This is a genomic window from Delftia tsuruhatensis (assembly GCF_903815225.1).
In the GTDB taxonomy this organism is placed as follows: domain Bacteria; phylum Pseudomonadota; class Gammaproteobacteria; order Burkholderiales; family Burkholderiaceae_C; genus Comamonas; species Comamonas tsuruhatensis_A.
Map to the genome: position 1 here is coordinate 2,969,761 of NZ_LR813084.1, position 24,924 is coordinate 2,994,684.

Genomic DNA, 24,924 nt, shown 5'->3' on the forward strand with positions numbered 1-24,924 from the left:
TGTAATTGCAAATCATTGATTCCATTGATTTTTTGAAGCCATATCGCTTGTGCTGGGGGAGTGGGGGGGGGTCTGCGCTGCGCGACGTTGCAGGAATGAAATAATCGGTTGCATGAATGAGTCAGGCAACGCACCCCCACCTGCATCTTCCTCACGACCGGCCAGAGGACCGCGCGCCGGCTGGCCCCGTGTCGTCACCGTGGGGCGCCATCGCATCGGCCGCGTGCTGGAACGCATGTCCCTCGCCGTGGAGGATCAGGTGCGCGTGGAGCATGTCAGTGCTGCCTTCGATGACGCCGTCCAGGCCGTGCGCGCGCTGGAGGCGGGCGGTCCCATCGACGCCCTGGTCGTGGCCGGGGCCAGCGGCGCCTGGGTGCGCGAGCGCGTCGACATTCCCGTGGTCATGATCGAGGTGCGCGGCTTCGACCTGCTGCATGCGCTGGCCAGCGCGCGAGCGTTGGCGCAGGCGAACGGAACGCCGCGCATCGGCCTGGTGTCGTTCGATCATCCCTCGCCCCACCTGGCCCGTTTCGACGCGCTGTTCGGTGCCGACATCGCGCAGTTCAGCTACCACGGGCCCGAGGATGCGCAGGCCTGCGTGCGAGCCCTGCAGGCCGCCGGGGTGGGCGCCGTGGTCGCGCCGGGGCTGGTGGCCGACCTGGCCGAGCAGGCCGGCATTCCCAGCGTGCTGCTCTACTCGGATGGCGCCGTGCTGCAGGCCCTGCACGATGCCGTGCTGCTGGCGCGCCACCGCCATGCGGAACGCACGCGCCATCAGCGGCTGGAGACCGTGCTGGGGCAGTTGCAGGACGGAGTGGTTGCCGTGGATCCGCAAGGGTGCATCCAGGCCTTGAATCCCACCATGGCCGGGCTGCTGGGCGCACCGTCCGGGCAATTGCACGGACGGCCGCTCGATGAGGTGGCTCCCCCGCTGGCCTGGAACCAGGCGCTGGAGCCCGAGGGCAGCGAGGAAGTGGTACAGCTGGCCATGCGTACCCTGGTCGTGCGGCGCGCGCCCATCGTCGAAAACGGACAGCTGACAGGCGCCTTGCTGGTGTGCCGCGATCCGGCCATCATCCAGCGCGCCGACCGTCACCTGCGCGCCAACCGCAGCCTGCGCGGCGCAGGCGTGCGCTGGCGCATAGAAGACTATGCAGGCGAGAGCGAAGCAGCGCAGCGCGTGCGCCGGCTGGCCCGCCAGTTCGCGGCCAGCGATGCCACGGTGCTCATCCAGGGAGACAGCGGCACGGGCAAGGAATTGCTGGCCCAGGGCATGCACCGTGCCAGTCGGCGTGCGGCCCAGCCCTTCCTGGCCGTCAATTGCGCGGCGCTGAGCGAGAGCCTGCTGGAGAGCGAGCTCTTCGGCTATGACGAGGGCGCCTTCACGGGCGCGAGGCGCGGCGGCAAGACCGGCCTGATCGAGGCGGCCCACACGGGCACCCTGTTCCTGGACGAGATCGGCGACATGCCGCTGGCATTGCAGTCGCGGCTGTTGCGCGTGCTGCAGGAGCGCGAGGTGCTGCGCGTAGGCTCCACCATGCCCGTGCCCGTGGACCTGCGCATCGTCGCCGCCACCCATGCCGATCTGGCGGCCCTGGTCGAGAGCGGGGGCTTTCGCCGGGATCTGTTCTACCGCCTGGCCGTTCTGCGCCTGGCCATGCCCTCGCTGCATGAACGCGGACCCGCCGATGTGCAGGCAATGGCGCGAGCCATGCTGGCGAGGCGGATGCGTACACTGTCGCTGCAGTCCGAGGGGAAGGCGCTGGAACACTTGCTGGCAGCCCTGCTGGAGCTGGCGGCAGGCCACCGCTGGCCCGGCAATGCGCGTGAACTCGACAACTGGGTGGAGCGTCTGCTGGCCTGCCGCCAAGACCTGTGCGACGGCGAGGGCCGTGCGGACCTGGCCCGGTTGCGGGAGCTGTTTCCCGAATGCGGCCAGGCCGCTCCCGGCCTGCCGCAGGCACTGCCAGCGCAGCAAAGGCAGTTGCAACTGCGCGAGGCCCGGCGCGATGCCGACCGTCAGCGCGTGCGCGAGGTGCTGGAGCAGGTGCGGGGCGACCAGCGCAGCGCCTGTGAGATCCTGGGCATCAGCCGGGCCACGCTGTGGCGCAGGCTCAGGGTGCCGGACTGATCAGGGCGCTTGGCGGCCTAGCCGCAGGGCCAGGAAGTCGATGAGCACGCGCAGCTTGAGCGGCAGGTGGCGCGTGGGGGAGTGGAGAACCCAGAGCTGGCCGCTGTAGTTGGGCAGAAAGCTCCACTCGGGCAGCACCTGGACGATGCGGCCCTCGCGTAGTGCCTCCTGCGCCGTGAAGCGCGGCAGGCTGGCGATGCCGATGTGGTGCAGCACGGCGTCCAGCCGCACTCCCGTATGGTTGGCTGCATAGCGGCCGCGCACGGCCACGGTGACGGTCTTGCCATGCGCGCGCAGCTTCCAGTGCGCGTCGCCCGGCTCCTCCCCCAGGTAGATGCAGCTGTGGGCCCGCAGGTCCAGCGGATGCACGGGCATGCCCTGCCGCGCCAGGTACTGCGGCGTGGCGCACAGCAGATGGTCGATGTCCATCAGGTGGCGGCCCATGAGCCCCGGTGGTGGATGGTTGGTGATGCGTATGGCCAGGTCCACGGGATCGTCGATCAGGTCCATGTAGCGGTCTTCCAGCCGCATCTGCACATCGACCTCGGGGTACAGGGCCAGGAACTCGGGCATGTGCGGGTGGACCACGGTGCGGCCCACGGCCTTGGGCACGCTGATGCGCACCAGGCCGCGCGGCCGGGCATCGTGCAGCAGCGAGGCGGCCATGACGGCCTGGGCGGCGCCCACCATGTCCAGGCAGCGTGCATGCACCTCGCGGCCGGCCTCGCTCAGGCGCAGCTTGCGTGTGGTGCGTTCGAGCAAGCGCAGTCCGAGCGCCTTCTCGAGCCGGGCCACGCCGCGGCTGGTGGCCGAGGCAGAGCTGCCCAACTGGCGCGCGGCCTCGGAGAAGCTGCCGGTGTCCACCACCTTGACGAAGATGGCCATTTCGCTGAGCAGGGGCAGGGCTTGATTTGTGCTCACAATGCAAAGAATATTTGGAATGCCAGGGGATTATCGCGGCGGATGCCTGCTCCTACACTGCCCATCCATGCCTTTGCACATCGTCACTCCCCTTATCGAATCCCCGGCCCTGGGCCAGGCCAACGGCTCCGAAATCTGGCTCAAGCTGGACCTGCTGCAGCCCAGTGGATCATTCAAGCTGCGCGGCATAGGCCATGCCTGCGAGACGCTGGCCCGCCAGGGCAAGCGGCGCTTCATCGCATCCTCGGGCGGCAATGCCGGCATCGCCGTGGCCTGTGCGGGGCGGCAACTGGGCATTCCCGTGACCGTGGTGGTGCCGCAGACCACGACGGAACATGCACGGGCGCAGATCCGCGCGCAGGGCGCCGAACTGAGGGTGCATGGCGCCGTCTGGGATGAAGCCAACGTGCTGGCGCAATCGCTGCTGGGTGCGCAGGATGCCTTTGTCCACCCGTTCGATGACCCGCTGCTGTGGCAGGGACACTCCACCCTGGTCGATGAACTGGAGGCGGCGGGCTTCAAGCCCGATGCCGTGGTGCTGGCCGTGGGGGGTGGCGGGTTGCTGGCCGGGGTGGTGCAAGGCCTGTTGCGCCACGGCTGGACCGATGTGCCGGTGATCGCCGCGGAGACGGCTGGCGCGGATTCCCTGGCCCGTTCGCTGGCTCTGGGGCGGCGCGTGGTGCTCGACGGCATCACCAGCGTGGCCACTTCGCTGGGCGCGCGCCAGGTCTGCCGGCAGGCTTTCGATCTGGCGCAGTCCCACCCCGTGCGCAGCGCCGTGGTAACCGATGCCCGGGCGCTGGACGCCTGCCTGCGCTTCATCGACGACCATCGCCTGCATGTGGAGCCCGCCTGTGGTGCGGCGCTGGCCCTGGCCTATGGGCGTTCGCCCGCGCTGAGCGGCTTCAGGCGCGTGCTGGTGGTGGCCTGCGGCGGCACCACCAGCACGCTGGCGCAATTGCAGCAGTGGCATGCCGCAGCGCTGGCTGCCGGGGCCTGAGCCTTCATTCGGCCGGCAGTACCTCGCCGGGCACGCGCACCCAGCCTTCCATCAGAATGCGCGCGCTGCGGCTCATCAAGGCCTTGGTCACCTGCCACTGGCCATTCACCAAGCGTGCCTGCGCCCCCACGCGCAGCGTGCCCGAGGGATGGCCGAAGCGCACGGCCTCGCGCTCGCCGCCACCGGCGACCAGGTTCACCAGCGTGCCCGGCACCGCCGCCGCCGTGCCGATGGCCACCGCCGCCGTGCCCATCATCGCGTGGTGCAGCTTGCCCATGGACAGTGCCCGTACCAGCAGGTCCACGTCGGCGGCCTCGACCCGCTTGCCGCTCGATGCCGTGTAGCCGGCCGGGGGCGCCACAAAGGCGATCTTGGGCGTGTGCTGGCGCGTGGCCGCTTCGGCCAGCTCCTGGATCAGGCCCATCTGCAAGGCGCCATGGGCGCGGATGGCCTCGAACCGGGCCAGCGCCTCGTCGTCCGTGTTGATGGCCTCTTGCAGCTCGCAGCCCGTGTAGCCGAGGTCCTGGGCGTTCAGGAAGATGGTGGGGATGCCCGCATTGATCAGCGTGGCCGCGAAGCTGCCCGCGCCGGGTACATCCAGCCGGTCCACCAGGTTCCCTGTGGGGAACATGGCGCCTCCGTCCTCTCCTTCATCGGCCGGGTCCAGGAACTCCAGCGCCACCTCTGCCGCAGGGAAGGTCACGCCGTCCAGCGCGAAGTCGCCCGTCTCCTGCACCTGTCCGTCCACGATGGGCACGTGGGCCACGATGGTCTTGCCGATGTTGGCCTGCCAGATGCGGATGGTGGCCGTCCCGTTGCGCGGGATGCGCGCGGCATCGACCAGGCCCATGTGGATGGCGCAGGGCCCCACGGCGGCCGAGAGGTTGCCGCAGTTGCCGCTCCAGTCCACGAAGGGCCGGTCGATGGCGACCTGGCCGAACAGGTAGTCCACATCGTGGTCCGCCCTGGTACTGGCCGACAGGATCACGGCCTTGCTGGTGCTGGACGAGGCATTGCCCATGCCGTCGATCTGCTTGCCGTAGGGGTCGGGACTGCCCAGGGTGCGCAGCAGGAGAGCGTCGCGCACGGCGCCGGGCTGCTGCGCCGCCGCGGGCAGGTCCTGCAGGCGAAAGAACACGCCCTTGCTGGTGCCGCCACGCAGATAGGTGGCGGGGATCTTGATCTGCGGAAGGCTCATGGGGTTTCCTCGGTCATCGGTTGCCGCCGCGCCAGGAAATCCTGGGCAAAGCGCTGGAGCACGCCGCCGGCCTCGTAGACCGAGACCTCCTCGGCCGTGTCCAGCCGGCAGGTCACGGGCACGCGCAGCACCTGGCCTTCGCGCCGCTGTATCACCAGCGTGAGCTGGGCGCCCGGCGTGCGCTCGCCTTCCACGCCATAGACCTCCGTGCCGTCCAGCGCCAGGGTCTTGCGGTCGGTGCCGGGCAGGAACTCCAGCGGCAGCACGCCCATGCCGATGAGGTTGGTGCGGTGGATGCGCTCGAAGCCCTCGGCCACCACGGTCTCCACGCCGGCCAGGCGCACGCCCTTGGCGGCCCAGTCGCGGCTGGAGCCCTGGCCGTAGTCGGCGCCCGCGATGATGATCAGCGGCTGGCGCCGGTGCAGGTAGGTTTCCATGGCCTCCCACATGCGCACCACGCGGCCTTCGGGCTCGATGCGGGCCAGCGAGCCCTGGTGCTGCACGCCGTCGATGACGGCCATTTCGTTGACCAGCTGCGGGTTGGCGAAGGTGGCGCGCATGGCGGTGAGGTGGTCGCCGCGGTGGGTGGCGTAGGAGTTGAAGTCCTCCTCGGGCAGGCCCATGCGCGCCAGGTATTCGCCGGCCGCGCTGTCGGCCAGGATGGCGTTGGAGGGCGAGAGGTGGTCGGTGGTGATGTTGTCGGGCAGCAGGGCCAGCGGGCGCATGCCGGTCAGCGTGCGCGGGAAGGCCGCCAGCGCGCCCACGCCTTCGGTGTCCCAGTAGGGCGGGCGGCGGATGTAGGTGGATTGCGGGCGCCAGTCGTACTGCGGGGCCACCCGCCCGCCGTCGTCCCGGTGGATGGCGAACATGGGCTCGTAGACGGCGCGGAACTGCGCGGGCTTGACGGCCTGCGCGACGATGGCGTCGATCTCCTCGTCGGTCGGCCACAGGTCCTTCAGGCGGATCGCGCGGCCCTCGGCCACGCCCAGCACGTCGTTTTCGATATCGAAGCGGATGGTGCCCGCGATCGCATAGGCCACGACCAGCGGCGGCGAGGCCAGGAAGGCCTGTTTGGCATAGGGGTGGATGCGGCCGTCGAAGTTGCGGTTGCCCGACAGCACGGCCGTGGCGTAGAGGTCGCGCTCGATGATCTCCTGCTGGATGGCGGGCTCCAGCGCGCCGCTCATGCCGTTGCAGGTGGTGCAGGCAAAGGCCACGATGCCAAAGCCCAGTTGCTCCAGCTCGGTGAGCAGCCCGGCCTCCTTCAGATACAGCTCCACGGCCTTGGAGCCGGGCGCCAGCGAGGATTTGACCCAGGGCTTGCGCGCCAGGCCCAGGCGGTTGGCATTGCGCGCCAGCAAGGCTGCGGCGATGACGTTGCGCGGGTTGCTGGTGTTGGTGCAGCTGGTGATGGCGGCGATGATGACGGCGCCGTCGGGCATCAGGCCTTCGGACTCCTGCTGCCGGCCGGCGGCCAGCCTGGCGGCATCGGCGATGCCGCGCTCGGCCAGGGCCGAGGTGGGCAGGCGCCGGTGCGGGTTGGACGGCCCGGCCATGTTGCGCACCACGGCCGACAGGTCGAAGTCCAGCACGCGCTCGTAGTGCGCGGTCTGCAAGTCGGTGCTCCACAGGCCCGTGGTTCTGGCATAGGTCTCGACCAGGCGCACCTGCTCGGGGCTGCGGTCGGTCAGGCGCAGGTAGTCGATGGTCTGCTGGTCGATGGAGAACAGCGCGGCCGTGGCGCCGTACTCGGGGCACATGTTGGAGATGGTGGCCCGGTCGCCGACGCTCAGGCTGTCGGCGCCCTCGCCGAAGAATTCCACATAGGCACCCACGACCTTCTCGCGGCGCAGGAACTCGGTCAGCGCCAGGGCGATGTCGGTGGCGGTGATGCCGCCCTGGCGCCGGCCCGCGAGCCGCACGCCCACGATGTCGGGCAGGCGCATCCAGCAGGCGCGGCCCAGCATCACGTTCTCGGCCTCCAGCCCGCCGACGCCCACGGCGATCACGCCCAGGGCGTCGACATGGGGGGTGTGCGAGTCGGTGCCCACGCAGGTGTCGGGGAAGGCCAGGCCGTCCTGGACATGGACGACGGGGGACATCTTCTCCAGATTGATCTGGTGCATGATGCCGTTGCCCGCGGGGATCACGTCCACGTTGGCGAAGGCCTTCTTGGTCCACTCGATGAAGTGGAAGCGGTCCTCGTTGCGGCGGTCCTCGATGGCGCGGTTCCTGGCAAAGGCGTCGGGATCGGAGCCGCCGCACTCCACGGCCAGCGAATGGTCGACGATGAGCTGGACCGGCACGACGGGGTTGACCTGGGCGGGGTCGCTGCCCTCCTTGGCGATGGCGTCGCGCAGGCCGGCCAGGTCCACGAGGGCGGTCTGGCCCAGGATGTCGTGGCAGACCACGCGCACGGGGAACCAGGGGAAGTCGATGTCGCGGCGGCGCTGGACGAGCTGGCGCAGGTAGTTGTTCAAATGGGCGGGATCGGCGCGGCGCACGAGGTTCTCGGCGTGGATGCGTGCGGTGTAGGGCAGGCGGCGCCAGGCGCCGGGCTGCAGGGCGTCGACGGCGGCGCGGGCATCGATGTAGTGCAGCGCGGTGCCGGGCAGGGGTTTCTTGTACTTGGGGTTCATGGGGCGGATGCAATGCGGGCGGGTCCTGGTCCTCTTGTCCGGGGAGGCCGTGGGCTCACTGTGCGCGGATTTCGTTGTCCTTCACCACCTTGGCGTAGCGGGGGATCTCGGACTGGATCAGTGTGCCGAACTGGGCTGGTGTGCCGCCTGCCGGGGACACGCCCGTGGGCTCCAGCTGGGCCACCAGGGCAGGTACCTTGAGTCCTGCATCCAGTGCGCCGTTGATGCGCGCCAGGATGGCCGGTGGCAGGCCCTTGGGTGCGAGCAGCCCGTGCCAGGCGACCACGTCGTAGTCCGGCAGGCCGCTCTCGGCCACTGCGGGAATTTCGGGATAGGCGGACAGGCGCTGGGCCGTGGTTACCGCCAGGGCATGGAGTTTTCCGCTCCTGACATGCGGCATCAGGGCCTCGGTGCCGGCCACCAGCATGTCCACATTGCCCGCCAGCAGATCGGTCACGGCGGGGCCCGTGCCGCGGTAGGGGACATGGGTCGCCCTGACCTTGGCCATGCCGAACAGGTATTCCGTCACGATGTGCAGATGGCTGCCGTTGCCGGCCGATGCAAAGGTCAGCTTGCCGGGATTCTCGCGTGCATGGGACAGCAACTCCTGCAGGCTGCGCGCCGGCACGCGGGGGCTCACGCAGACGACATAGGCGCCCCGGGACAGCTGGATCACGGGCGTCATGTCGGCCACGGGATCGAAGCGCAGCTTGTACAGCGAGGGGTTGACCGTATAGCTGCCGGCCACGAGCAGCAGCGTATGGCCGTCGGCGGGCGAGCGCAGCGCATATTCCGTCCCCAGCGTCCCCCCGGCTCCCGGCCGGTTTTCCACGACCACGGCCTGGCCCAGCCTTTCATTGAGCACGTTGGACGCGACACGGGCGATGAAGTCGGAGCCGCCGCCCGGGGCAAACGGGCAGACGATCTTCAAGGGCCTGGAGGGAAAGACCTCCTGGGCCTGGCCTGCCCGGGGCAGGACAAGACCTGCCACCGGGGCGGGCAGGGCGGTGCAAAACCGTCGGCGGCTGATGCTCATGGTATGTCTCCGTCGTTGTCATTGGGGCTGTGCCGGGTCGCTGTTGCAAGCGCCATGCCATGTCTTGCAGGTCGTGCGCTGATGCACCCTCGCCGTTGATTCGCCGGGAGGCACGGCCTTGGGCAAGTGGTCCGGGTGTTTCAACTATGTTTCAGGAATGCCGATCCTGGATTCATGTCTGATAGACAGTCGCAACACGTCGTGGGGATGCGACGCCGCTCGTCAAAGGCGCAATGCTTGCAGTCATCCGCTTGCGAGGTGCGGGCCTCTCGGAAGGTCCCCCAGGATTCCCGAGAGGAATGTGCGCAGGTCCTGGGGTTTGCCCTGGCAAGCCTTCAGCACTGGTGCGTCCGGACGATAGAGTTCGTGATGAATGTAGGATTGGTCTTACATGTGATTTGCCTGAGAGAGGCCGAAATCCATTTATCCTCCGCTTTCTGCCCTGCATGGGCCGCTTGCTTTGTTCGGTTGCGGTCCCCGGGTCTGGCAACGAGTGGTTCCGTGCTCCCGTTCCGTTTTCCCGTGACCGCCTTTTCCGCCTTCGCCGCTCCATGTCAGCTTCCGCCCAGCGCATGCTCGTAGCCATCCGTTCCGCATGGCCGGCCGCAGCCACCATGGCCCTGGGGCTGTGCCTGAGCGCCATGCTGGCCCTGCACCAGCAGCAGATGCTGGAGCGGCTCGATTGGCAGCGCCACACCCAGCAGGCGCAGTCTGCCCGGCAGGCACTGCAGATGCGGCTGGATGCCTATGCCATGCTGGTTCAGCACGTGGCCAACCAATTGGCCGCGGCTCCCGAAATGGGACAGCAGGCCTTCGGCCGCATGGCGCAGTCCCTGCGCGTGCAGTCCCAGCCGGGCATGCAGGCGCTGGCCTTCACGCGGGCCACGGTGGAGCATGGTGCCCCCTATTTTTCCCCGACGCAGGGGGCGGCAGGTGGCGCACAGGCACGCTATTTCGTCGTCGATTATCTGTGGCCGCTGGAAGGCAACGAGTCCATCGCCGGCCTGGACATGCATGACCGCCCGGGCCTGCTGGCCAGCATGCTGCGCAGCCGGGACAGCGCCGGCACCGTGGTATCGGCTCCGTTCGCGATGAAGCAGCCGGGCGAGCATGCGACGGCCGTGCTGGTGCGGGCGCCGGTCTTCGGACAGCCGGCGCCGGCATCCTCCGATGCCGCCACGCCGTCGTGGACGTTCCTTGGCACGGCCGATGCCAGTGTCCGCGTGCATGATCTGGTGCAGGACCTTCACGAGCGCGGACTCCTGGGCCGGCTCGCGCTGGCCATGCATGATGCGGGTCCCGCATCCCCCGCTCCATCTGCGAGTCCCACGCCCTTGCCGTTGTACCTGGGCGCGGCCTGGCCTCAGCCAGGTCAAGACAGGGGCGGCACCGGTCAGGTGGTGCTGGAACAGACGCTGCAGGCGCAGGACCGGCTGTGGCGGCTGGACTTCATCGCCGTGGGCACGGCCCTGTCCTGGACGGAGCGCGCGCAGCCGCTGGTGCTGTTCGCGCTGGGCATGCTCGTTTCGGCGCTGCTGGCCTCGCTGGCCGCTGCCTGGTGGCGACGGCGCCACTCAGGCTGGGCCCAGTTGCGGGCCTCTTCGCGTTCCATCCGCGAAAGCGATGCACGTTTTCAGGCGCTGTTCGAGCAGGCGGCGATCGGTGTGGTCCAGATCGACGCGGCCACTGCCGAGGTGCTGCACGTGAACCGGCGGTATGGCGATATCACCGGCTACGATCCGCAGCAGCTTTGCCAGCGGCCTCTGCTGGACCTGATGTCCAGCGAGTCTCCGGACGATGACAGACGTTCGCTGCTGGAGCTGGCCGCAGGCAAGCGCCGTGCCTTGCAGATGGAGCGGCAGTTGCGACGCCACGACGGCGAGCTGGTGTGGGTCGAGATCCATATTTCCGCGCTGGGCCCCGGTCACTCCCCCCGTCTGATGGCCCTGGTCCAGGACATCGGTGCACGGCGCCACCTCCAGCAGATCCAGCGTGAGGGCTCGCGCCATCTGCGCAGGGTCATCCAGCGCCTGCCCCTGGGCCTTGCCATGCTGCAGGGCGACGGCCAGTTCGCCTACTGGAACGAGGAGTTCCTGCGGCTGGCGGGCCATGGCGCGACGACGGGCATGGACGGTGATGGCTGGTGGCGCAACATGTGTGCCGATGAACCCAGGCGCCAGCGCATGCAGCGGCGCTTCGAGGCGGCACGCGCGAGGGCAGGCGTCACCCGGTATTCCGGCGGCGCCGATACCGAGATGGAGCGCTCCTTCGGCAGCGAGGAATATCAGCTCATCGGTGCGGATGGCTGCACGCGCTCCGTATCGGTCGCGGGCCTGCTGCTGGATGAGGGCTGCCTGCTGATCCTCCAGGACCAGAGCCAGCGCAAGATGGCGGAGGAGGAAATCCGCCGGCTGGCCTTCTATGACGCGCTCACCGGCCTGCCCAATCGCCGCTTGCTCGTGGACCGCCTGCAGCAGGCCCTGGCCTCCGGCCGTCGGCGCGGGCGCTGCGGCGCCGTCCTGCTGCTCGATGTGGACAATTTCAAGGCTTTCAATGACACCCTGGGTCTGGAGCTGGGCGACGCACTGCTGCGCATGCTTGCCGAGCGCCTGACCCAGTCGCTGGGGCGCGAGGCCACCCTGGCCCGCCACAGCGGGGATGACTTCGTGGTGCTGCTGGAGGATCTGGACAACGACGCCATGCAGGCGGCATCGCAGGTGGAGGCCGAAGTCCAGCGCATGCGTTCATGGCTGCAGCAGCCCCTGCAGCTGGCCGGGCAGTCCTGCCATATCACGCTGAGCATCGGTGCCAGCCTGTTCGGCAACCAGGAACTCAGCGCCGATGAGGTGCTGCGCCGCGCCGAAATGGCCATGTACCAGGCCAAGGGCATGGGGCGCGACGCGCTGCAGTTCTTCGACCCCCAGTTGCAGGCGGTGCTGCGATCGCGCACGGCCATGGAGCAGGAGATGCGCGAGGGCATCGTGCGCCATCAGTTCGTCCTGTACTACCAGCCGCAGGTGGTGCATGGCCGCATCGTCGGCGCCGAGGGGCTGCTGCGCTGGAACCACCCGCGCGAGGGCCTGGTCCCGCCCTCGCTGTTCGTCTCCCTGGCCGAGGAAAGCGGCCTGATCCTGCAACTGGGCGAATGGGTGCTGGGCGAAGCCTGCCGCCAGCTGGCGCAGTGGGCCCAGGATCCGGCGCTGGCGAGCCTGGTCCTGTCCGTCAACGTCAGTCCGCGCCAGTTCCACCAGGCCAGGTTCGTGGAACAGGTGCTCCAGGCGCTGCAGTCGAACGGCGCCAATCCGCGCCTGCTCAAGCTGGAGTTGACCGAAAGCCTGCTGCTGGCCGACGTGGATGACACGGCCGCCAAGATGGCCACTCTCAAGGCGCATGGGGTGGGCTTTTCGCTGGATGACTTCGGTACCGGCTACTCTTCGCTGGCCTATCTCAAGCGCCTGCCGCTGGACCAGCTCAAGATCGACCGCAGCTTTGTGCGTGACGTGCTCAGCGACCCCAATGACGCGGCCATCGCACGCACCATCGTCGCCCTGGGGACCAGCCTGGGCCTGCAGGTCGTCGCCGAAGGCGTGGAAACCGAGGCACAGCGCCAGTTCCTGGAGGACGAGCAGTGCCATGCCTGGCAGGGCTATCTGCTCAGCCCGCCCGTGCCGGTACGCAGCTTCGAGGCGCTGGTGCAACAGGGCCTGCCCGCCCAGCGCCCTCCTTGCCTGAGTCCTGTGGCCATGGCAGCAGGGCTGGAGCGGCAGGGCAGTCTTCAGGTCGAGGCGGCTGCTTGGGCGGCGCAGGGCCAGACCCCGGATGGCGCAAGTCCGGGGGCCTAGCGTTCGTCCGGATCGATGCCGGACTCTTCCATGGTCATGCCTGGGAGCGCAGCCACAGCAGCAACTGCGCGTGCAGCCCGTCGTGCGCTGCGGGCGCCGGGGACAACAGGCAATAGCGGGAGCCATCCTCCACGAAACCCATGGGAGCCGCCAGCACGCCGCTGGCAATGTCGTCCCTTACCAGTTGCCAGGGGCCTACGGCCAGGCCCAGCCCGGCCACGGCAGCCTGCAGGCTGAAGTAGAAATGGTCGAACCACAGCTGAGGCCCGGAGGGCGCAGGCATGCCGCTGCACTCGGCCCAGGTCGGCCAGGCGCCAGGGCGCGTGCGGCTGTGCAGGGTGGGGGCTTCCGGCCGCAGGCGGGCCGGTGACGATCCACTGGCCGGCTCGCTCCATTGCGCCAGCCGGTCCGGCCGGCAGACGGGACCTGTGCGTTCGGTGAACAGGGGCTCGGCATGGCAGCCTGCGGGAAGAGGAAAATCATCGCGGCGGATGGCCAGATCGATGCCGTCCGCAAACGAGAAGGCGCCGCCCCCGGCGACCAGGTGCATCTGCAGTTGCGGATGCCGTTCCTGGAAACCTGGCCAGCGCGGGATCAGCCAGCGCATCAGCAGCGTGGGCTCGCAGGACAGCACCCAGCGCTGCGACTGGCGGGCACGCAGGCGCAGCTCCTGCGTGGCCTGACGCATGCGTTCCATGCCCTCATGCACGGCCTGGGCCAGATGGCGTCCCGCCTCGGTCAGGAAGACACGCCGGTTGCGACGAGTGAACAGCGCGATGCCCAGGTCGTCCTCCAGGACGCGAACGGCCCGGCTGACGGCTCCATGGGTCAGGTGCAGTTCCTGCGCGGCCTGGCTGAAGCTCTCCAGGCGGGCCGCCGCCTCGAAGCAGCGCAGAGCCTGCAGCGATGGCAGCCGCCTTGAGGGCAGCGGTGAGTTGAGGTCACTGTCGGTGTCTGTGTCGGAAAACATCGTCGTCCATGTGGCGGATACCCATGCCGGCGTCGGCAATGTGTTGGCTCGGCCCGAGAATACAGGACCTTGCAGTCGGCTTCCCGTTCATGGCCTGGACGGAGATGCCGGTCCCCTGTGTGCCCGCGGATGGACCTAAGGCGGGCCGCTGCGCATGGAGCCGCCATCGCCTATGCTGGGATATTTCACGCATCATCCACGGGGCGCGGCAGGCGTCGGCAGGAGGCAGGGTCCGGTGACAGCAACAAGGCAGGGTGTGCATCCCTCGTGGATCGTCGTGGCGGCCGGCGTCAGCGCCGCGCTGCATGTGGGCAAGCTGCCTGCGGCCGTGCCGATGCTGCAGCAGCAGCTGGGGGTCTCGCTGGTGCAGGCGGGTTTCCTGCTGTCCACGGTGCAGGTCGCCGGCATGCTGCTGGGCCTGGCGGCAGGACTGTGTGCGGACCGTTGGGGGCTGCGGCGCAGCATGCTGGTCGGACTGTCGCTGATGGCCGCGGCCAGTGCCTGGGGCGCCTCGGCGACAGGCTTTGCAACGCTGCTTGCGTTGCGCGCGGTGGAGGGGCTGGGATTCCTGCTGGTCGCCTTGCCGGGGCCGGGGCTGATACGCCGTTGCGTGGCGCCGCGGGAGCTGAGCGCGCGCATGGGGTGGTGGGGAACCTATATGCCACTGGGCAGCGCGCTGGGGCTGCTGCTGGGCCCCTGGGTGCTGGCATGGAGCTCCTGGCCGCTGTGGTGGCTGCTGGTGGGTCTGGTCTCCGCACTGGCCGGGCTGGCCGTCTGGTGGGGGGTGCCGGCGGATGGGCTGCAGGCCGGCGCAGATGCGCGCGTGTCCGCACCGGGGGGCGGATGGCGCCCCCGCCTGGCGGTGACGCTGCGCAGTCCGGGCCCCTGGCTGGTTTCCCTGGCGTTTGCCGTGTACTCCGGGCAGTGGATGGCGGTGATCGGCTTTCTGCCCACGGTCTATGCGCAGGCAGGGCTGGGCCCGGCGCTGTCGGGCATGCTGACGGCCCTGGTGGCACTGGCCAACATGGTGGGCAATGTGGCCTCGGGCCGGCTGCTGCAAGCCGGCTGGAGCGCCACGCGCGCACTGCGCCTGGGTTTTGGCTGCATGGCCGTATGTGCGCTGGCCGCCTATCTGCAGTGGCGGGGCCAGTTCCTGGGGCCACTGTGGCTGCGCTTCCTGGCCGTGGCGCTGTTCTCCGCGGCCGGCGGCCTCATTCCGGGCACCTTGTTTTCCATGGCCGTGCGGCTGGCGCCCGATGAATCCACGGTGTCGACCACGGTGGGATTCATGCAGCAATGGTCTTGCGTGGGCCAGTTCGCCGGGCCGCCCCTGGTGGCCGCCGTGGCGGTACAGGCCGGCGGGTGGCAGTGGACCTGGCTGGTCACAGGCGCCATGTGCGTGGTCGGCTGGTGGCTTGCCGGCGCCATTGGCGCGGCCGTGGCGCGGCGGCTTTAGCGGGCGCGCATTCAGGCGTCGCGTGAGCCGATCAGCGCCTGCAAGGCTTCCTGCATCTGCCCTGCGTGCTCCAGTGCTGGCATCCAGGGCGGGGGCAGGGGATGCACCGGGGGCAGAGGCGCGGAGGCTGCCAGCCGGGCCAGTGCATCATCGGGAGCAAGAGCCACCACATTGCCGTTGGCGGACAGCTGGCGGCAGGCCTCGATCAGCCATTCGCAGTGCAGGACGACGGGGCGCGGCATGAGGCCGCTGTCGTGCGCCATGCCGCGCACCAGGCTTTCGCCGAGCAGCAGAGCGCTGGCATACAGACGTACGGCATGCCGGTCGTACCGGCCGGTGACCGTCAGCAGTCCCGCGCTGCCCAGGCGCCCCCGAAGGGACCAGCGGCTGGCGCTCTGCGCTTCCACCACGGCTGCGCGCAGGGTGCCCAGCGCATCGCTGCTGCGCGTGAGTTGGCCCAGGGCCACGGTGGCATCGGGCGTGTCGTGCGTGGCCGTGGCGCGCAGCGTGGCCTCCAGCCCGTTGGCCAGCTGCTCCAGCAAGGTGCTTGCGGAGCGCGACATGGCGCGCAGCGGATTGGCAGTGAAGAGGACCTGGCTGAACATCAGCCCCACGCCCGCTCCCACCAGCACATCGACCAGCCTGACTTCCCCGGCAGCGCTGGGCCCCATGCTCAGCACCAGGACCACGGAGACACCTGCCTGTATGGGCACGACCGGTGGCTGGCCCAGCATGGCTGCCAGAGACAGCGCGACCAGCGAAGCCAGGCTCAGCCGCAGCAGTGGAATGTGGTCGGGCAGCAGCCAGGCCAGCTCGCCCACGGTGATGCCGATGGCGCATCCCAGCACCAGGCCCCAGGTCTGCTTGAGATGGCTGGGCAGGCCCGGTGCCAGGCATACGAGCGCCGTGACGGCGGCGAAGACAGGCTTGGGATGCCCGAGCAGATAGTGGGACAGCTCCCAGGCCAGCATCGCCCCCAGCGAGGCGGCGATGGCGTCGCGCAACGCCAGACGCAGGCGACCGGGTGCCGCTGCCATGCCGCTCTTGAATGGTCCGGTGTCTGCCTTTGCCTTTGCTTTGCGCCAGCGCACGAAAATTCTCCCTCCAGCTTGCGAAATCCAGGTCCGCAAATGCCCAAAAGCATAGCGGCCGGGTCAGGGCCGGCTTGCAGGAGAGTGGCTTCTCGCTTGTAAGAAAGCAGCCCGTGCCCGGAGCCGTCCGGTCAGGGCAGGCCCAGCAGTGCTTCGATGAAGTTCCACTGCGCCGGCGTGACCGGCGTGATCGACAGGCGGTTGCCTTTCTGCAGCACACCCATCTGCGCCAGTTCGGGATGCGCGCGCAATTCGGCGATCAGCAACGGGCGTGTCTTGCGCAATGCCTGCACGTCCAAGGTGAGCCAGCGCGGCTTGTCGGGCGAGGATTTGGGATCATGGTAGGGGTTGCCGGGTTCGAATTGCGAGGCATCCACCCGCAGATTGCCGGCGATGCGGGCGATGCCGTAGATGCCCGGCTCGGCGCAGCTCGAATGCCAGTACAGCACGCCGTCGCCCACCTGCATGGCATCGCGCATGAAGTTGCGGGCCTGGTAGTTGCGCACGCCGTCCCAGGCGATGGTGGCATTGGGGGCTGCCAGCGCGTGGTCTATGGAGAATTCGTCGGGCTCGTTCTTCATGAGCCAATACTGGCGGGCGGGGTGGGATGCGGTCATGGCGTGATTGTGGCAAATCCCCGCGCGCGATGGCGGCGATTTCCATGGGCCGGCGCGGGTGCCGCGGGGGTACGAGAATGCCTGGCAAGCGGGCGCCTCCCGAATGTCCGCGAACCACAGGAATCCTGCATGTCCGACAGCTCCACCTATGTCCCCCCCGCCGTATGGCAACCGGCGCCTTCGGGCGGAACCTTCGCCAACATCAATCGACCGGTCGCCGGTCCCACGCACGACAAGGCCCTGCCCGTGGGGCAGCAGCCGCTGCAGCTGTACTCGCTGGCCACGCCCAATGGCGTGAAGGTGACCATCATGCTGGAGGAGCTGCTGGCGCTGGGCCATGCGGGCGCGGAGTACGACGCCTGGCTGATCCGCATCGGCGAAGGCGACCAGTTCTCCAGCGGCTTCGTCGAGGCCAATCCCAACTCCAAGATCCCCGCGCTGGTGGACCGCAGCGTGGAGCCGCCCGTGCGTGTGTTCGAATCGGGCTCCATCCTGCTGTACCTGGCCGAGAAGTTCGGCGCGCTGCTGCCCACGGCCCCTGCCGCACGCACCGAGACGCTGAACTGGCTGTTCTGGCAAATGGGCTCTGCGCCCTACCTGGGCGGCGGTTTTGGCCACTTCTATGTGTACGCGCCGGAAAAGTTCGAGTATGCGATCAACCGCTTCACCATGGAGACCAAGCGCCAGCTCGACGTGCTGAACCGACAGCTGGCCGGCAACCGGTTCATCGCGGGCGAGGACTACAGCATTGCCGACATCGCCATCTGGCCCTGGTATGGCGCCCTGGTGCTCAACGAGGTCTATGGCGCCGCGCAGTTCCTGTCGGCCCATGAATACACGCATGTGCTGCGCTGGGCCCGCGAGATTGGCGCAAGGCCCGCCGTGGTGCGCGGGCGGCGCGTGAACCGGACCTGGGGCGACGAAGCCACCCAGGTGCCGGAACGCCATCAGGCATCGGACCTGGGCTGAGCATCGCTCATCGCGAACGGCCCCAGGGGCCGCGGTCCGGCTGGCGCCAGGAGCGCGGCGTCCTGCCGGACGGTGTTTCGTCCGGCGCTTTCCCTCCATCCCTTTCGCTCTGCAACCGGCTGTCCGTGCGCTCCACCTTGCGGGCGGCGCGGTCCAGTCGGGCGGGAATGTCCAGTTCTGCCTGCTCGACCACGCGGATGCAGTCCTGGATGTGGCGCTCGCCGAGGTAGCGCAGCGTCGCGTAGCCCAATGCCGCGGCGGCCGCCTGGCCGGCCAGCGGCACGTACTTGGCCGCCTGCGTGGCCGTCATGCGCATGCCCGCCGCGCGCGCCAGGCGCACCACCATGTCGCGCGTGATCAGCTTGCCGATGAGTACCGAGCCGACCATGGCCACGGCCTTTTGCACCTGCTCGCGCTTGCCGGGCTCCAGACCATCCAGCTGTTCGGGGGTCAAGCCGAACTCCCGGTTGATGCGCGGCAGCAGCCGTGCCAGCAAGGCCGCATCCACCAGCCAGTCCAGCCCGGGGATGGGCAGGCTGCTGGCGGCGGCGCCGACCATGGCGCGCCGGTGCAGCAGCTTGCGCGCGCTCTCGGCGGCTTGTGCCACGTCCTTGCGCGGTGGAACGGGGGGCGGGGTCTTTTCCGGGGTGCGAAAGATCATGCGTGCCAGTGGGATGGAGGCCGAGGGCCATCAATGATGCCTGCCAGCCCGGCAGGGGCTGGCACGGGTTTTCCCCTCAGCGCGCGCTCTTGCTGCGCACCAGGCCATAGATGAAGAGGATGACGATGGCACCCACGATGGAGGCGATCCAGCCCGCGGGCTGGCCTGCCTCGTACCAACCGAGGGCCACCCCCACATAGCTGGCAAGGAACGAGCCCGCCACGCCGAGCAGGGCCGTCATGATCCAGCCGAGGCTGTCGTCGCCCGGCTTGATCGCCCTCGCGATCAAACCGACGACCAGGCCAACGATCAAGGTGCCAATCAAGGACATCATGCTTTTCTCCGAACAGAAGCTTCCATGCCGCGACTCTAGGGCGCGGCGCGGGGCAGCCCTGTCGGACAGCATCTCTACCTCCGCCAAAGCGGCATGGCGATGCGGGAAGACCCCTGAAAAACGAAAACGCCTGCGTGGCAGGCGTTCATCAGGTGGCGGGCAGAGACCCTTGCCTACTGCAGTTGACCGGCCTGCATCTGCATGGCGAGCGCGGCCTTGCTGGCATCCAGGCCCAGGCCGTCGGCGTCCTGGACGCGGCGGGCGCCGTCGAAGCGGCGTGACCAGTAGGCGCTTTGCATGCTTTCCACGCGGACCTGGGCACCAGTGCGGGGGGCATGGATGAAGTTGCCGTCGCCGACATAGATGCCGACATGGCTGAAGGCACGGCGCATGGTGTTGAAGAACACCAGGTCGCCCGGCTTGAGTTCGTTCTTGTCGATCTTTTCGGTGGCCTGGGCCTGCTGGTCGGCACGGCGTGGCAGCACCTTGCCCAGTGTCTCCGAATAGATGGCCCGGACGAAGCCGCTGCAGTCGAAGCCGGTTTCAGCAGTGTTGCCGCCGCGCCGGTAGGGAACGCCGATGAAGCCCATGGCGGTCACCACCAGATCGGAGGTTTTCTCGGCGACGCTCTGGCGCGCTTCCTTCACGAAGTCGGAGGTACGCTCCGCCATGTGGTGGCGGGCCTCGCGCAGCTGCGAGATGAGGCTGCGGTTGACCAGCAGCTGGTTCATGTCGTCGTCGCGCATCTCAGGCGGCGCGGCATGCGCGGTGACGCTGACGAACAGGAGTGCGATAAGCCATCGGGACATGGGGCGCGAGATTACCACGCAAAAACGTAGGACAAATCCGATAAGACCCCCGAACACCCGGGTTTTTGAGGCAACTCAGGAATACGTGGCCTGCGCAGCCCCATGCGCCCAAGCTGCGACAATGGCGGGCTTTTCCCGTCTCCCATAAAAGAAGGGTGGCGCTCGCCGCCCTGCATCCAAGAAAGAACCGCCATGCTGCTTGAAGCCTCTGAATCCCAGCTCGTGCTCGTCGACTACCAGGAGCGCCTCATGCCGGCCATTTTCGAAGGACCGGCCGTGCTGGCCAATGCAGTGAAGCTGGCCCGGCTGGCGCAACTGGTGGATGTGCCGGTGTTCGGCACCGAGCAAAATCCCTCGCGACTGGGCGCCAACGACACGCAACTGCGCGGCCTGTGTCGCAAGACCCTGTCCAAGATGCATTTCAGCGCCGTGGCCGAAGGCCTGGGTGAGTGGCTGCGTCCCCCGGCGCGGCCCCAAGGCGGCAATGCGCGCAGCCTGCCCAAGCACCTGCAAAAGCCCCAGCAACAGGCGCCCGAGCGCAACATGGTGGTGATCGCCGGCTGCGAAGCGCATGTCTGCCTGCTGCAGACCGCGCTGGAGTTGCTGGAGGAGGAGTTCGATGTCTGGGTCGTCACCGATGCCTGCGGCTCCCGCACCGAGCGCAACCGCGACGCCGCCTTCGACCGCCTGGCCGGCGCGGGTGCCGAGCTGGTGACCACGGAGATGGTGGCCTTCGAATGGCTGCGCAGCTGCGAACACCCCGCCTTCAAGGATCTGCTGGCACTGGTCAAGTAGGGGCATCAGGCGCGGACCTCTGTCCGCCTCGCCGTCAGGCGCTCGCCGGGGCGCCTTTTTTCGTGGGCTCCGGGGGCATGCGCCGTTCTGCGCAGCAGCGCACCAGTCTCGTTTCGAGTGAATATCGGTCGGCCTGCACTACAGCTTCTGAGCAACCCGGCTGTCGCCTGCCTCGCCCAGGGTCGCCAGCACCCGGGCGAAGACCATTGCGGATTCGGCGGGGCGCTCGGCCAGCCAGGCGTGCAGATGATGTCCGGCGCCGGGCAGGCGCAGCAGTTCGACGCTGCTTGCACGCACGGCGCGGCTCGCGTATTCCTGCTCGACTTCGGGAGGGATGACGCTGTCCTGGGCGCCCAGCACCAGCAGCAGCCGGCCCTCGAAGCGTTCAAGGGCCTCGAAGGCCGGCGAGTCCTTGAAACAGCGGGTCGCGCGGATGGCCTGCTGGAATCGCGGGCCGAAAGGCAGGTGCTGCGCCGCCGCCTCATAGGCCGCGGGGCAGTAGAGAACCAGTGCAGCAGGGGCCAGCGCATCGATCAGGCCGCAGGCCACATGTCCGCCCATGCTGGAGGCGATCAGGCCGACGGGACGGTCCATGCCCAGGTGCCCGGCCACGGCCAGTGCCTGGCCGGTTCGGTGGGCAAGGCTGGAGCGCAACAGGTCGCCGCCGCTCTGCCCCTGGCCTGCGAAGTCGAAGCTCGCGCTCGAATGGCCGTGGCTTGCCAGAAAGTCCAGCAGCGGCCGGTAGCCCAGCCGGGATGAACGACCGCCCCCATGCAGTGCCAGCGTGCCCGGCGCACGCCTGCCCCGGTCCCGATGGATCGAGCCGCGCAGCAGGCAGTCGCGCAGCGGCAATTCGAAATCCTCGATATCCATTCCTGTCTTTCTCTCGCGGTGGCGTGTGGGCTTGGCTTCGGGCTGGCCGTCGGCGATTATCTCCAGCCAGTCCCCGACGCCGGGCATTGTCAGCTTTTGGCAAGCGCGTTATGAATAATTATGAATTCAGAAAGATTCCAGACCACAAGAAACCAGGAGACAGACCATGGCCCCGCACACCGCCGGCTTCGACGACTTCCACCAGCGCTCCATCCAGGAGCGCGATGCCTTCTGGGCTGAGCAGGCCCGGCGCATCGAATGGCACGTACCACCGCAGCGCATCTGCGACTACGACAACCCGCCGTTTGCGCGGTGGTTCGTGGGCGGCCGGACCAATCTGTGCCACAACGCCGTGGACCGGCATCTGGCCGTGCGGGCAGACCAGAACGCACTGATCGCCATCTCCACCGAGACCGGCAGCGAAAAGGCCTATTCCTACCGCGAACTGCATGCCGAGGTGCAGCGCATGGCCGCCGTGCTGCAGTCGCTGGGCGTGCAAAAGGGCGATCGTGTGCAGGTCTACATGCCCATGATCGCCGAGGCGGCCTTCGCCATGCTGGCCTGCGCGCGGCTGGGCGCCATCCATTCGGTGGTGTTCGGCGGCTTTGCGTCGGCGGCGCTGGCGTCCCGCATCGACGATGCCGAGCCCAAGGTGATCATCAGTGCCGATGCGGGCTCGCGCGGCGGGCGCGTGGTGGCCTACAAGCCCTTGCTGGACGAGGCGCTGAAGCTGGCCCGCCACCAGCCTGCGGCCGTGCTCATCGTGGACCGGGGCCTGGCGCCGGCGCCCATGCGCGCAGGGCGCGACCATGACTGGGCCAGCCTGCGCACGCGCCATGCCGACACCCAGGTGCCCTGCACCTGGGTGGAGTCCACCGACCCCAGCTACACGCTGTACACCAGCGGTACCACGGGCCGGCCCAAGGGCGTGCAGCGCGACACGGGCGGCTACACGGTGGCGCTGGCGGCCAGCATGCCGCTGATCTTCGGCGCCGAAGCCGGCCAGACCTTCTTTTGCACCAGCGACATCGGCTGGGTGGTGGGCCACAGCTACATCATCTATGCACCGCTGATCGCCGGCATGGCCACCGTGCTCTACGAGGGATTGCCCATCCGCCCCGATGCGGGCGTGTGGTGGGGCATCGTCGAGAAATACAAGGTCACCCACATGTTCTCGGCGCCCACGGCCATCCGCGTGCTCAAGAAGCACGATGCCGAATACCTGCGCCGCCATGACATCTCCAGCCTCAAGGCGCTGTGGCTGGCCGGCGAGCCGCTGGACGAGCCCACGGCCCAGTGGATCAGCCAGGCCATCGGCAAGCCCATCATCGACAACTACTGGCAGACGGAGACGGGCTGGCCCATCCTCACGCTGTGCAATGGCGTGCAGCCCCAGCAGACGCGCTTCGGCAGCCCGGGCAAGGCGGTCTATGGCTACGACGTCAAGCTGATCGACGAGGCCACGGGCGAGGAACTGCGCGGCGCCGGGCAAAAGGGCGTGCTGGCCATCGAGGGGCCGCTGCCGCCCGGCTGCATGCAGACCGTCTGGCGCGACGACCAGCGCTTCGTCGACACCTACTGGAAGAGCATCCCCGGCCGGCTGGTCTACAGCACCTTCGACTGGGGCATACGCGACGACGATGGCTATTACTTCATCCTGGGCCGCACCGACGACGTGATCAACGTGGCCGGCCATCGCCTGGGCACGCGCGAGATCGAGGAGTGCATCTCGGCCCATCCCCAGGTGGCCGAGGTGGCCGTGGTCGGCGTGGCCGATGCGCTCAAGGGCCAGGCCGCGCTGGCGTTTGCCGTGCCGCGCGAGGCCCCCGCCGACGAAGCCGCGCGCGCGGCGCTGGAGGCCGATGTGATGAAGCTGGTGGATGCGCGGCTGGGTGCCGTGGCCCGGCCTTCGCGCGTGGTATTCGTCGGTGCGCTGCCCAAGACGCGCAGCGGCAAGCTGTTGCGCCGGGCCATGCAGGCCGTGGCCGAAGGGCGGGATCCGGGCGACCTGAGCACCATGGAGGATCCGGCCGCCCTGGCCCAGGTGCAGCAGCAGCTGTGAGCGTCTGCAACGCTTCGCCGCCAGGCCGCTGGCGGTGGCCGGCACGCCTACAATCGCGCCTTGGGCCGCAGCCGGGCCCCATGCCCGGCTGCGGCGCCCTGTTTTCAACCGACGAAAGGCGTTTTCGACGTGCAGGTCGCATCTTCCATCTTCAAAGCCTATGACATCCGCGGCATCGTGCCGTCCACGCTCAACGAGGAGGTGGCGCTGGGCGTGGGCCGCGCCTTCGGCATGGCCGCCCTGGCCGCTGGCGAGACGGTGGTGGCCGTGGGTCGCGATGGACGCCTGTCCGGCCCCTCGCTGTCGGCGGCGCTGATCAAGGGCCTCATCGATGTGGGCATCGAGGTGATCGACATCGGCATGGCCACCACGCCCATGCTGTATTACGCGGCCAGCACGCTGGCGCGCTCGGGCATCCAGGTCACGGGCAGCCACAACCCCAAGGACTACAACGGCTTCAAGATGGTGCTGGCCGGCCGTGCCATCCATGGCGAGGAGATCCAGGCCCTGCGTCGCCGCGTCGAGAACGACGACTGGACCCTCACGGGCACCGGCAGCGTGCGCCGCGCCGAGGTGCTGGCCGACTACCAGTCCCGCATCGTGAGCGACGTGAAGCTGGCGCGTCCCATCAAGATCGTGGTGGACTGCGGCAACGGCGTGGCCGGTGCCTCGGCCCCCGGCATCTTCCGTGCACTGGGCTGCGAGGTGATCGAGCTGTTCTCCGAGGTGGACGGCGAGTTCCCCAACCACCATCCCGATCCCAGCAAGCCCGAGAACCTGCGCGACGTGATCGAGGCGCTGCGCAGCACGGACGCCGAACTGGGCCTGGCCTTCGATGGCGATGGCGACCGCCTGGGCATCGTCACCAAGGATGGCCAGAACATCTTTCCCGACCGCCAGATGATGCTGTTCGCCAGGGACGTGCTCTCGCGCGTGCCGGGTGGCCACATCGTCTATGACGTGAAATGCACGCAGCGCCTGGCACCCGCCATCCGGGAGGCGGGCGGCGAGCCGGTCATGTTCAAGACCGGCCACTCCCTGGTCAAGGCCCGCATGAAGGAGCTGGACTCGCCCCTGGGCGGCGAGATGAGCGGCCATATCTTCTTCAAGGAACGCTGGTACGGCTTCGACGACGGCACCTACGCAGGCTGCCGCCTGCTGGAGATCGTGACCCGCGTGGCCGACCCCAGCGCGCTGCTCAATGCACTGCCAACGAGCTTTTCCACGCCCGAGCTGAATGTGACCTGCGCCGAAGGCGAGCCCCATCGCCTGGCGGCCGAGCTGCAGGCGCTGGCCGCCGAGACCTTTGCCGCGCCGGCCCAGGTCAGCACCATTGACGGCCTGCGCGTGGACTGGGCCGACGGCTTCGGCCTGATCCGCGCCAGCAATACCACGCCCGTGCTGGTGCTGCGCTTCGAGGGCCAGACCCGGGAGGCGCTGTCACGCATCGAAGCGCAGATGCTGGCGCTGCTCGAACGCGTCAAGCCCGGTGCCCGCCCGGGCAGCGCGGCGCACTGAGC

The 24,924-nt window shown here is 68.6% G+C and carries 19 protein-coding genes; 8 read left to right on the plus strand and 11 right to left on the minus strand.

Features of this window, described 5'->3' with window-relative positions; genetic code table 11:
- Positions 1-112 precede the first annotated feature (112 nt).
- On the plus strand, positions 113-2,131 hold the full coding sequence (prpR, locus tag L1Z78_RS13525) for a propionate catabolism operon regulatory protein PrpR (RefSeq protein ID WP_234641987.1): 2,019 nt from the start codon (positions 113-115) through the stop codon (positions 2,129-2,131).
- On the opposite strand, the gene L1Z78_RS13530 is transcribed toward prpR, so the two are convergent.
- On the minus strand, positions 2,132-3,052 hold the full coding sequence (locus L1Z78_RS13530) for a LysR family transcriptional regulator (protein ID WP_234641988.1): 921 nt from the start codon (positions 3,050-3,052) through the stop codon (positions 2,132-2,134).
- A 67-nt stretch (positions 3,053-3,119) separates the two neighbouring features.
- Between L1Z78_RS13530 and L1Z78_RS13535 the strand changes: the two genes are divergently transcribed.
- Complete coding sequence (locus L1Z78_RS13535) at positions 3,120-4,052, plus strand: pyridoxal-phosphate dependent enzyme (protein WP_234641989.1); 933 nt, start codon at positions 3,120-3,122, stop codon at positions 4,050-4,052.
- Between the two features lie 4 nt (positions 4,053-4,056).
- Here L1Z78_RS13535 and prpF read toward each other — a convergent pair whose 3' ends face one another.
- Genes prpF through L1Z78_RS13550 form a run of 3 tightly spaced genes read right to left on the minus strand, consistent with a single transcriptional unit; the run spans position 4,057 to position 8,925 of the window.
- Positions 4,057-5,250 (minus strand): 2-methylaconitate cis-trans isomerase PrpF, encoded by a 1,194-nt coding sequence (prpF, locus tag L1Z78_RS13540; protein WP_234641990.1) that lies wholly within the window; start codon positions 5,248-5,250, stop codon positions 4,057-4,059.
- Positions 5,247-7,889, minus strand: a complete 2,643-nt coding sequence (acnD, locus tag L1Z78_RS13545; RefSeq protein ID WP_234641991.1) for a Fe/S-dependent 2-methylisocitrate dehydratase AcnD — start codon at positions 7,887-7,889, stop codon at positions 5,247-5,249. Before acnD ends, prpF begins: the two co-directional genes overlap by 4 nt.
- A gap of 55 nt (positions 7,890-7,944) precedes the next feature.
- Positions 7,945-8,925, minus strand: a complete 981-nt coding sequence (locus L1Z78_RS13550) for a tripartite tricarboxylate transporter substrate binding protein (RefSeq protein ID WP_234641992.1) — start codon at positions 8,923-8,925, stop codon at positions 7,945-7,947.
- A gap of 551 nt (positions 8,926-9,476) precedes the next feature.
- Here L1Z78_RS13550 and L1Z78_RS13555 point away from each other — a divergent pair.
- The gene (locus tag L1Z78_RS13555; protein WP_234641993.1) at positions 9,477-12,767 is read left to right on the plus strand and encodes an EAL domain-containing protein; all 3,291 of its coding nucleotides are present in this window, start codon (positions 9,477-9,479) and stop codon (positions 12,765-12,767) included.
- Positions 12,768-12,801: 34 nt separating this feature from the next.
- Here L1Z78_RS13555 and L1Z78_RS13560 read toward each other — a convergent pair whose 3' ends face one another.
- Positions 12,802-13,737 carry a LysR family transcriptional regulator gene (locus tag L1Z78_RS13560; protein ID WP_234641994.1) on the minus strand — a complete coding sequence of 312 codons (936 nt, stop codon included), beginning with the start codon at positions 13,735-13,737 and terminating at the stop codon, positions 12,802-12,804.
- 235 nt (positions 13,738-13,972) lie between these two features.
- On the opposite strand from L1Z78_RS13560, the gene L1Z78_RS13565 reads away from it, so the two are divergent.
- Positions 13,973-15,193, plus strand: coding sequence for a CynX/NimT family MFS transporter (locus L1Z78_RS13565; protein WP_234641995.1), 1,221 nt, complete (start codon positions 13,973-13,975; stop codon positions 15,191-15,193).
- Positions 15,194-15,204: 11 nt separating this feature from the next.
- On the opposite strand, the gene L1Z78_RS13570 is transcribed toward L1Z78_RS13565, so the two are convergent.
- Positions 15,205-16,230, minus strand: a complete 1,026-nt coding sequence (locus tag L1Z78_RS13570) for an FUSC family protein (protein WP_234641996.1) — start codon at positions 16,228-16,230, stop codon at positions 15,205-15,207.
- Between the two features lie 185 nt (positions 16,231-16,415).
- Complete coding sequence (locus L1Z78_RS13575; protein ID WP_234641997.1) at positions 16,416-16,901, minus strand: EVE domain-containing protein; 486 nt, start codon at positions 16,899-16,901, stop codon at positions 16,416-16,418.
- Positions 16,902-17,030: 129 nt separating this feature from the next.
- On the opposite strand from L1Z78_RS13575, the gene yghU reads away from it, so the two are divergent.
- Positions 17,031-17,870: a glutathione-dependent disulfide-bond oxidoreductase gene (gene yghU / locus L1Z78_RS13580; RefSeq protein ID WP_234641998.1), complete on the plus strand. Its 840-nt coding sequence runs from the start codon at positions 17,031-17,033 to the stop codon at positions 17,868-17,870.
- Between the two features lie 7 nt (positions 17,871-17,877).
- On the opposite strand, the gene L1Z78_RS13585 is transcribed toward yghU, so the two are convergent.
- The 3 genes from L1Z78_RS13585 to L1Z78_RS13595 all read right to left on the minus strand — a co-directional run bounded on the left by L1Z78_RS13585 (position 17,878) and on the right by L1Z78_RS13595 (position 19,674).
- Entirely contained in the window at positions 17,878-18,531 is a 654-nt protein-coding gene (locus L1Z78_RS13585) for a hypothetical protein (protein ID WP_234641999.1), read from the minus strand.
- Positions 18,532-18,607: 76 nt separating this feature from the next.
- Positions 18,608-18,865: a GlsB/YeaQ/YmgE family stress response membrane protein gene (locus tag L1Z78_RS13590; protein WP_234642000.1), complete on the minus strand. Its 258-nt coding sequence runs from the start codon at positions 18,863-18,865 to the stop codon at positions 18,608-18,610.
- A 173-nt stretch (positions 18,866-19,038) separates the two neighbouring features.
- Positions 19,039-19,674, minus strand: coding sequence for a C40 family peptidase (locus tag L1Z78_RS13595; protein WP_234642001.1), 636 nt, complete (start codon positions 19,672-19,674; stop codon positions 19,039-19,041).
- 192 nt (positions 19,675-19,866) lie between these two features.
- Here L1Z78_RS13595 and L1Z78_RS13600 point away from each other — a divergent pair, with 192 nt between their 5' ends.
- Positions 19,867-20,469, plus strand: a complete 603-nt coding sequence (locus L1Z78_RS13600) for an isochorismatase family protein (protein ID WP_234642002.1) — start codon at positions 19,867-19,869, stop codon at positions 20,467-20,469.
- Between the two features lie 138 nt (positions 20,470-20,607).
- On the opposite strand, the gene L1Z78_RS13605 is transcribed toward L1Z78_RS13600, so the two are convergent.
- On the minus strand, positions 20,608-21,429 hold the full coding sequence (locus L1Z78_RS13605) for an alpha/beta fold hydrolase (protein ID WP_234642003.1): 822 nt from the start codon (positions 21,427-21,429) through the stop codon (positions 20,608-20,610).
- Positions 21,430-21,466: 37 nt separating this feature from the next.
- Here L1Z78_RS13605 and L1Z78_RS13610 point away from each other — a divergent pair, with 37 nt between their 5' ends.
- The gene (locus tag L1Z78_RS13610) at positions 21,467-23,404 is read left to right on the plus strand and encodes a propionate--CoA ligase (RefSeq protein WP_267967013.1); all 1,938 of its coding nucleotides are present in this window, start codon (positions 21,467-21,469) and stop codon (positions 23,402-23,404) included.
- A 129-nt stretch (positions 23,405-23,533) separates the two neighbouring features.
- Positions 23,534-24,922, plus strand: coding sequence for a phosphomannomutase/phosphoglucomutase (locus tag L1Z78_RS13615; RefSeq protein WP_234642005.1), 1,389 nt, complete (start codon positions 23,534-23,536; stop codon positions 24,920-24,922).
- The last annotated feature ends 2 nt before the right edge of the window (positions 24,923-24,924 follow it).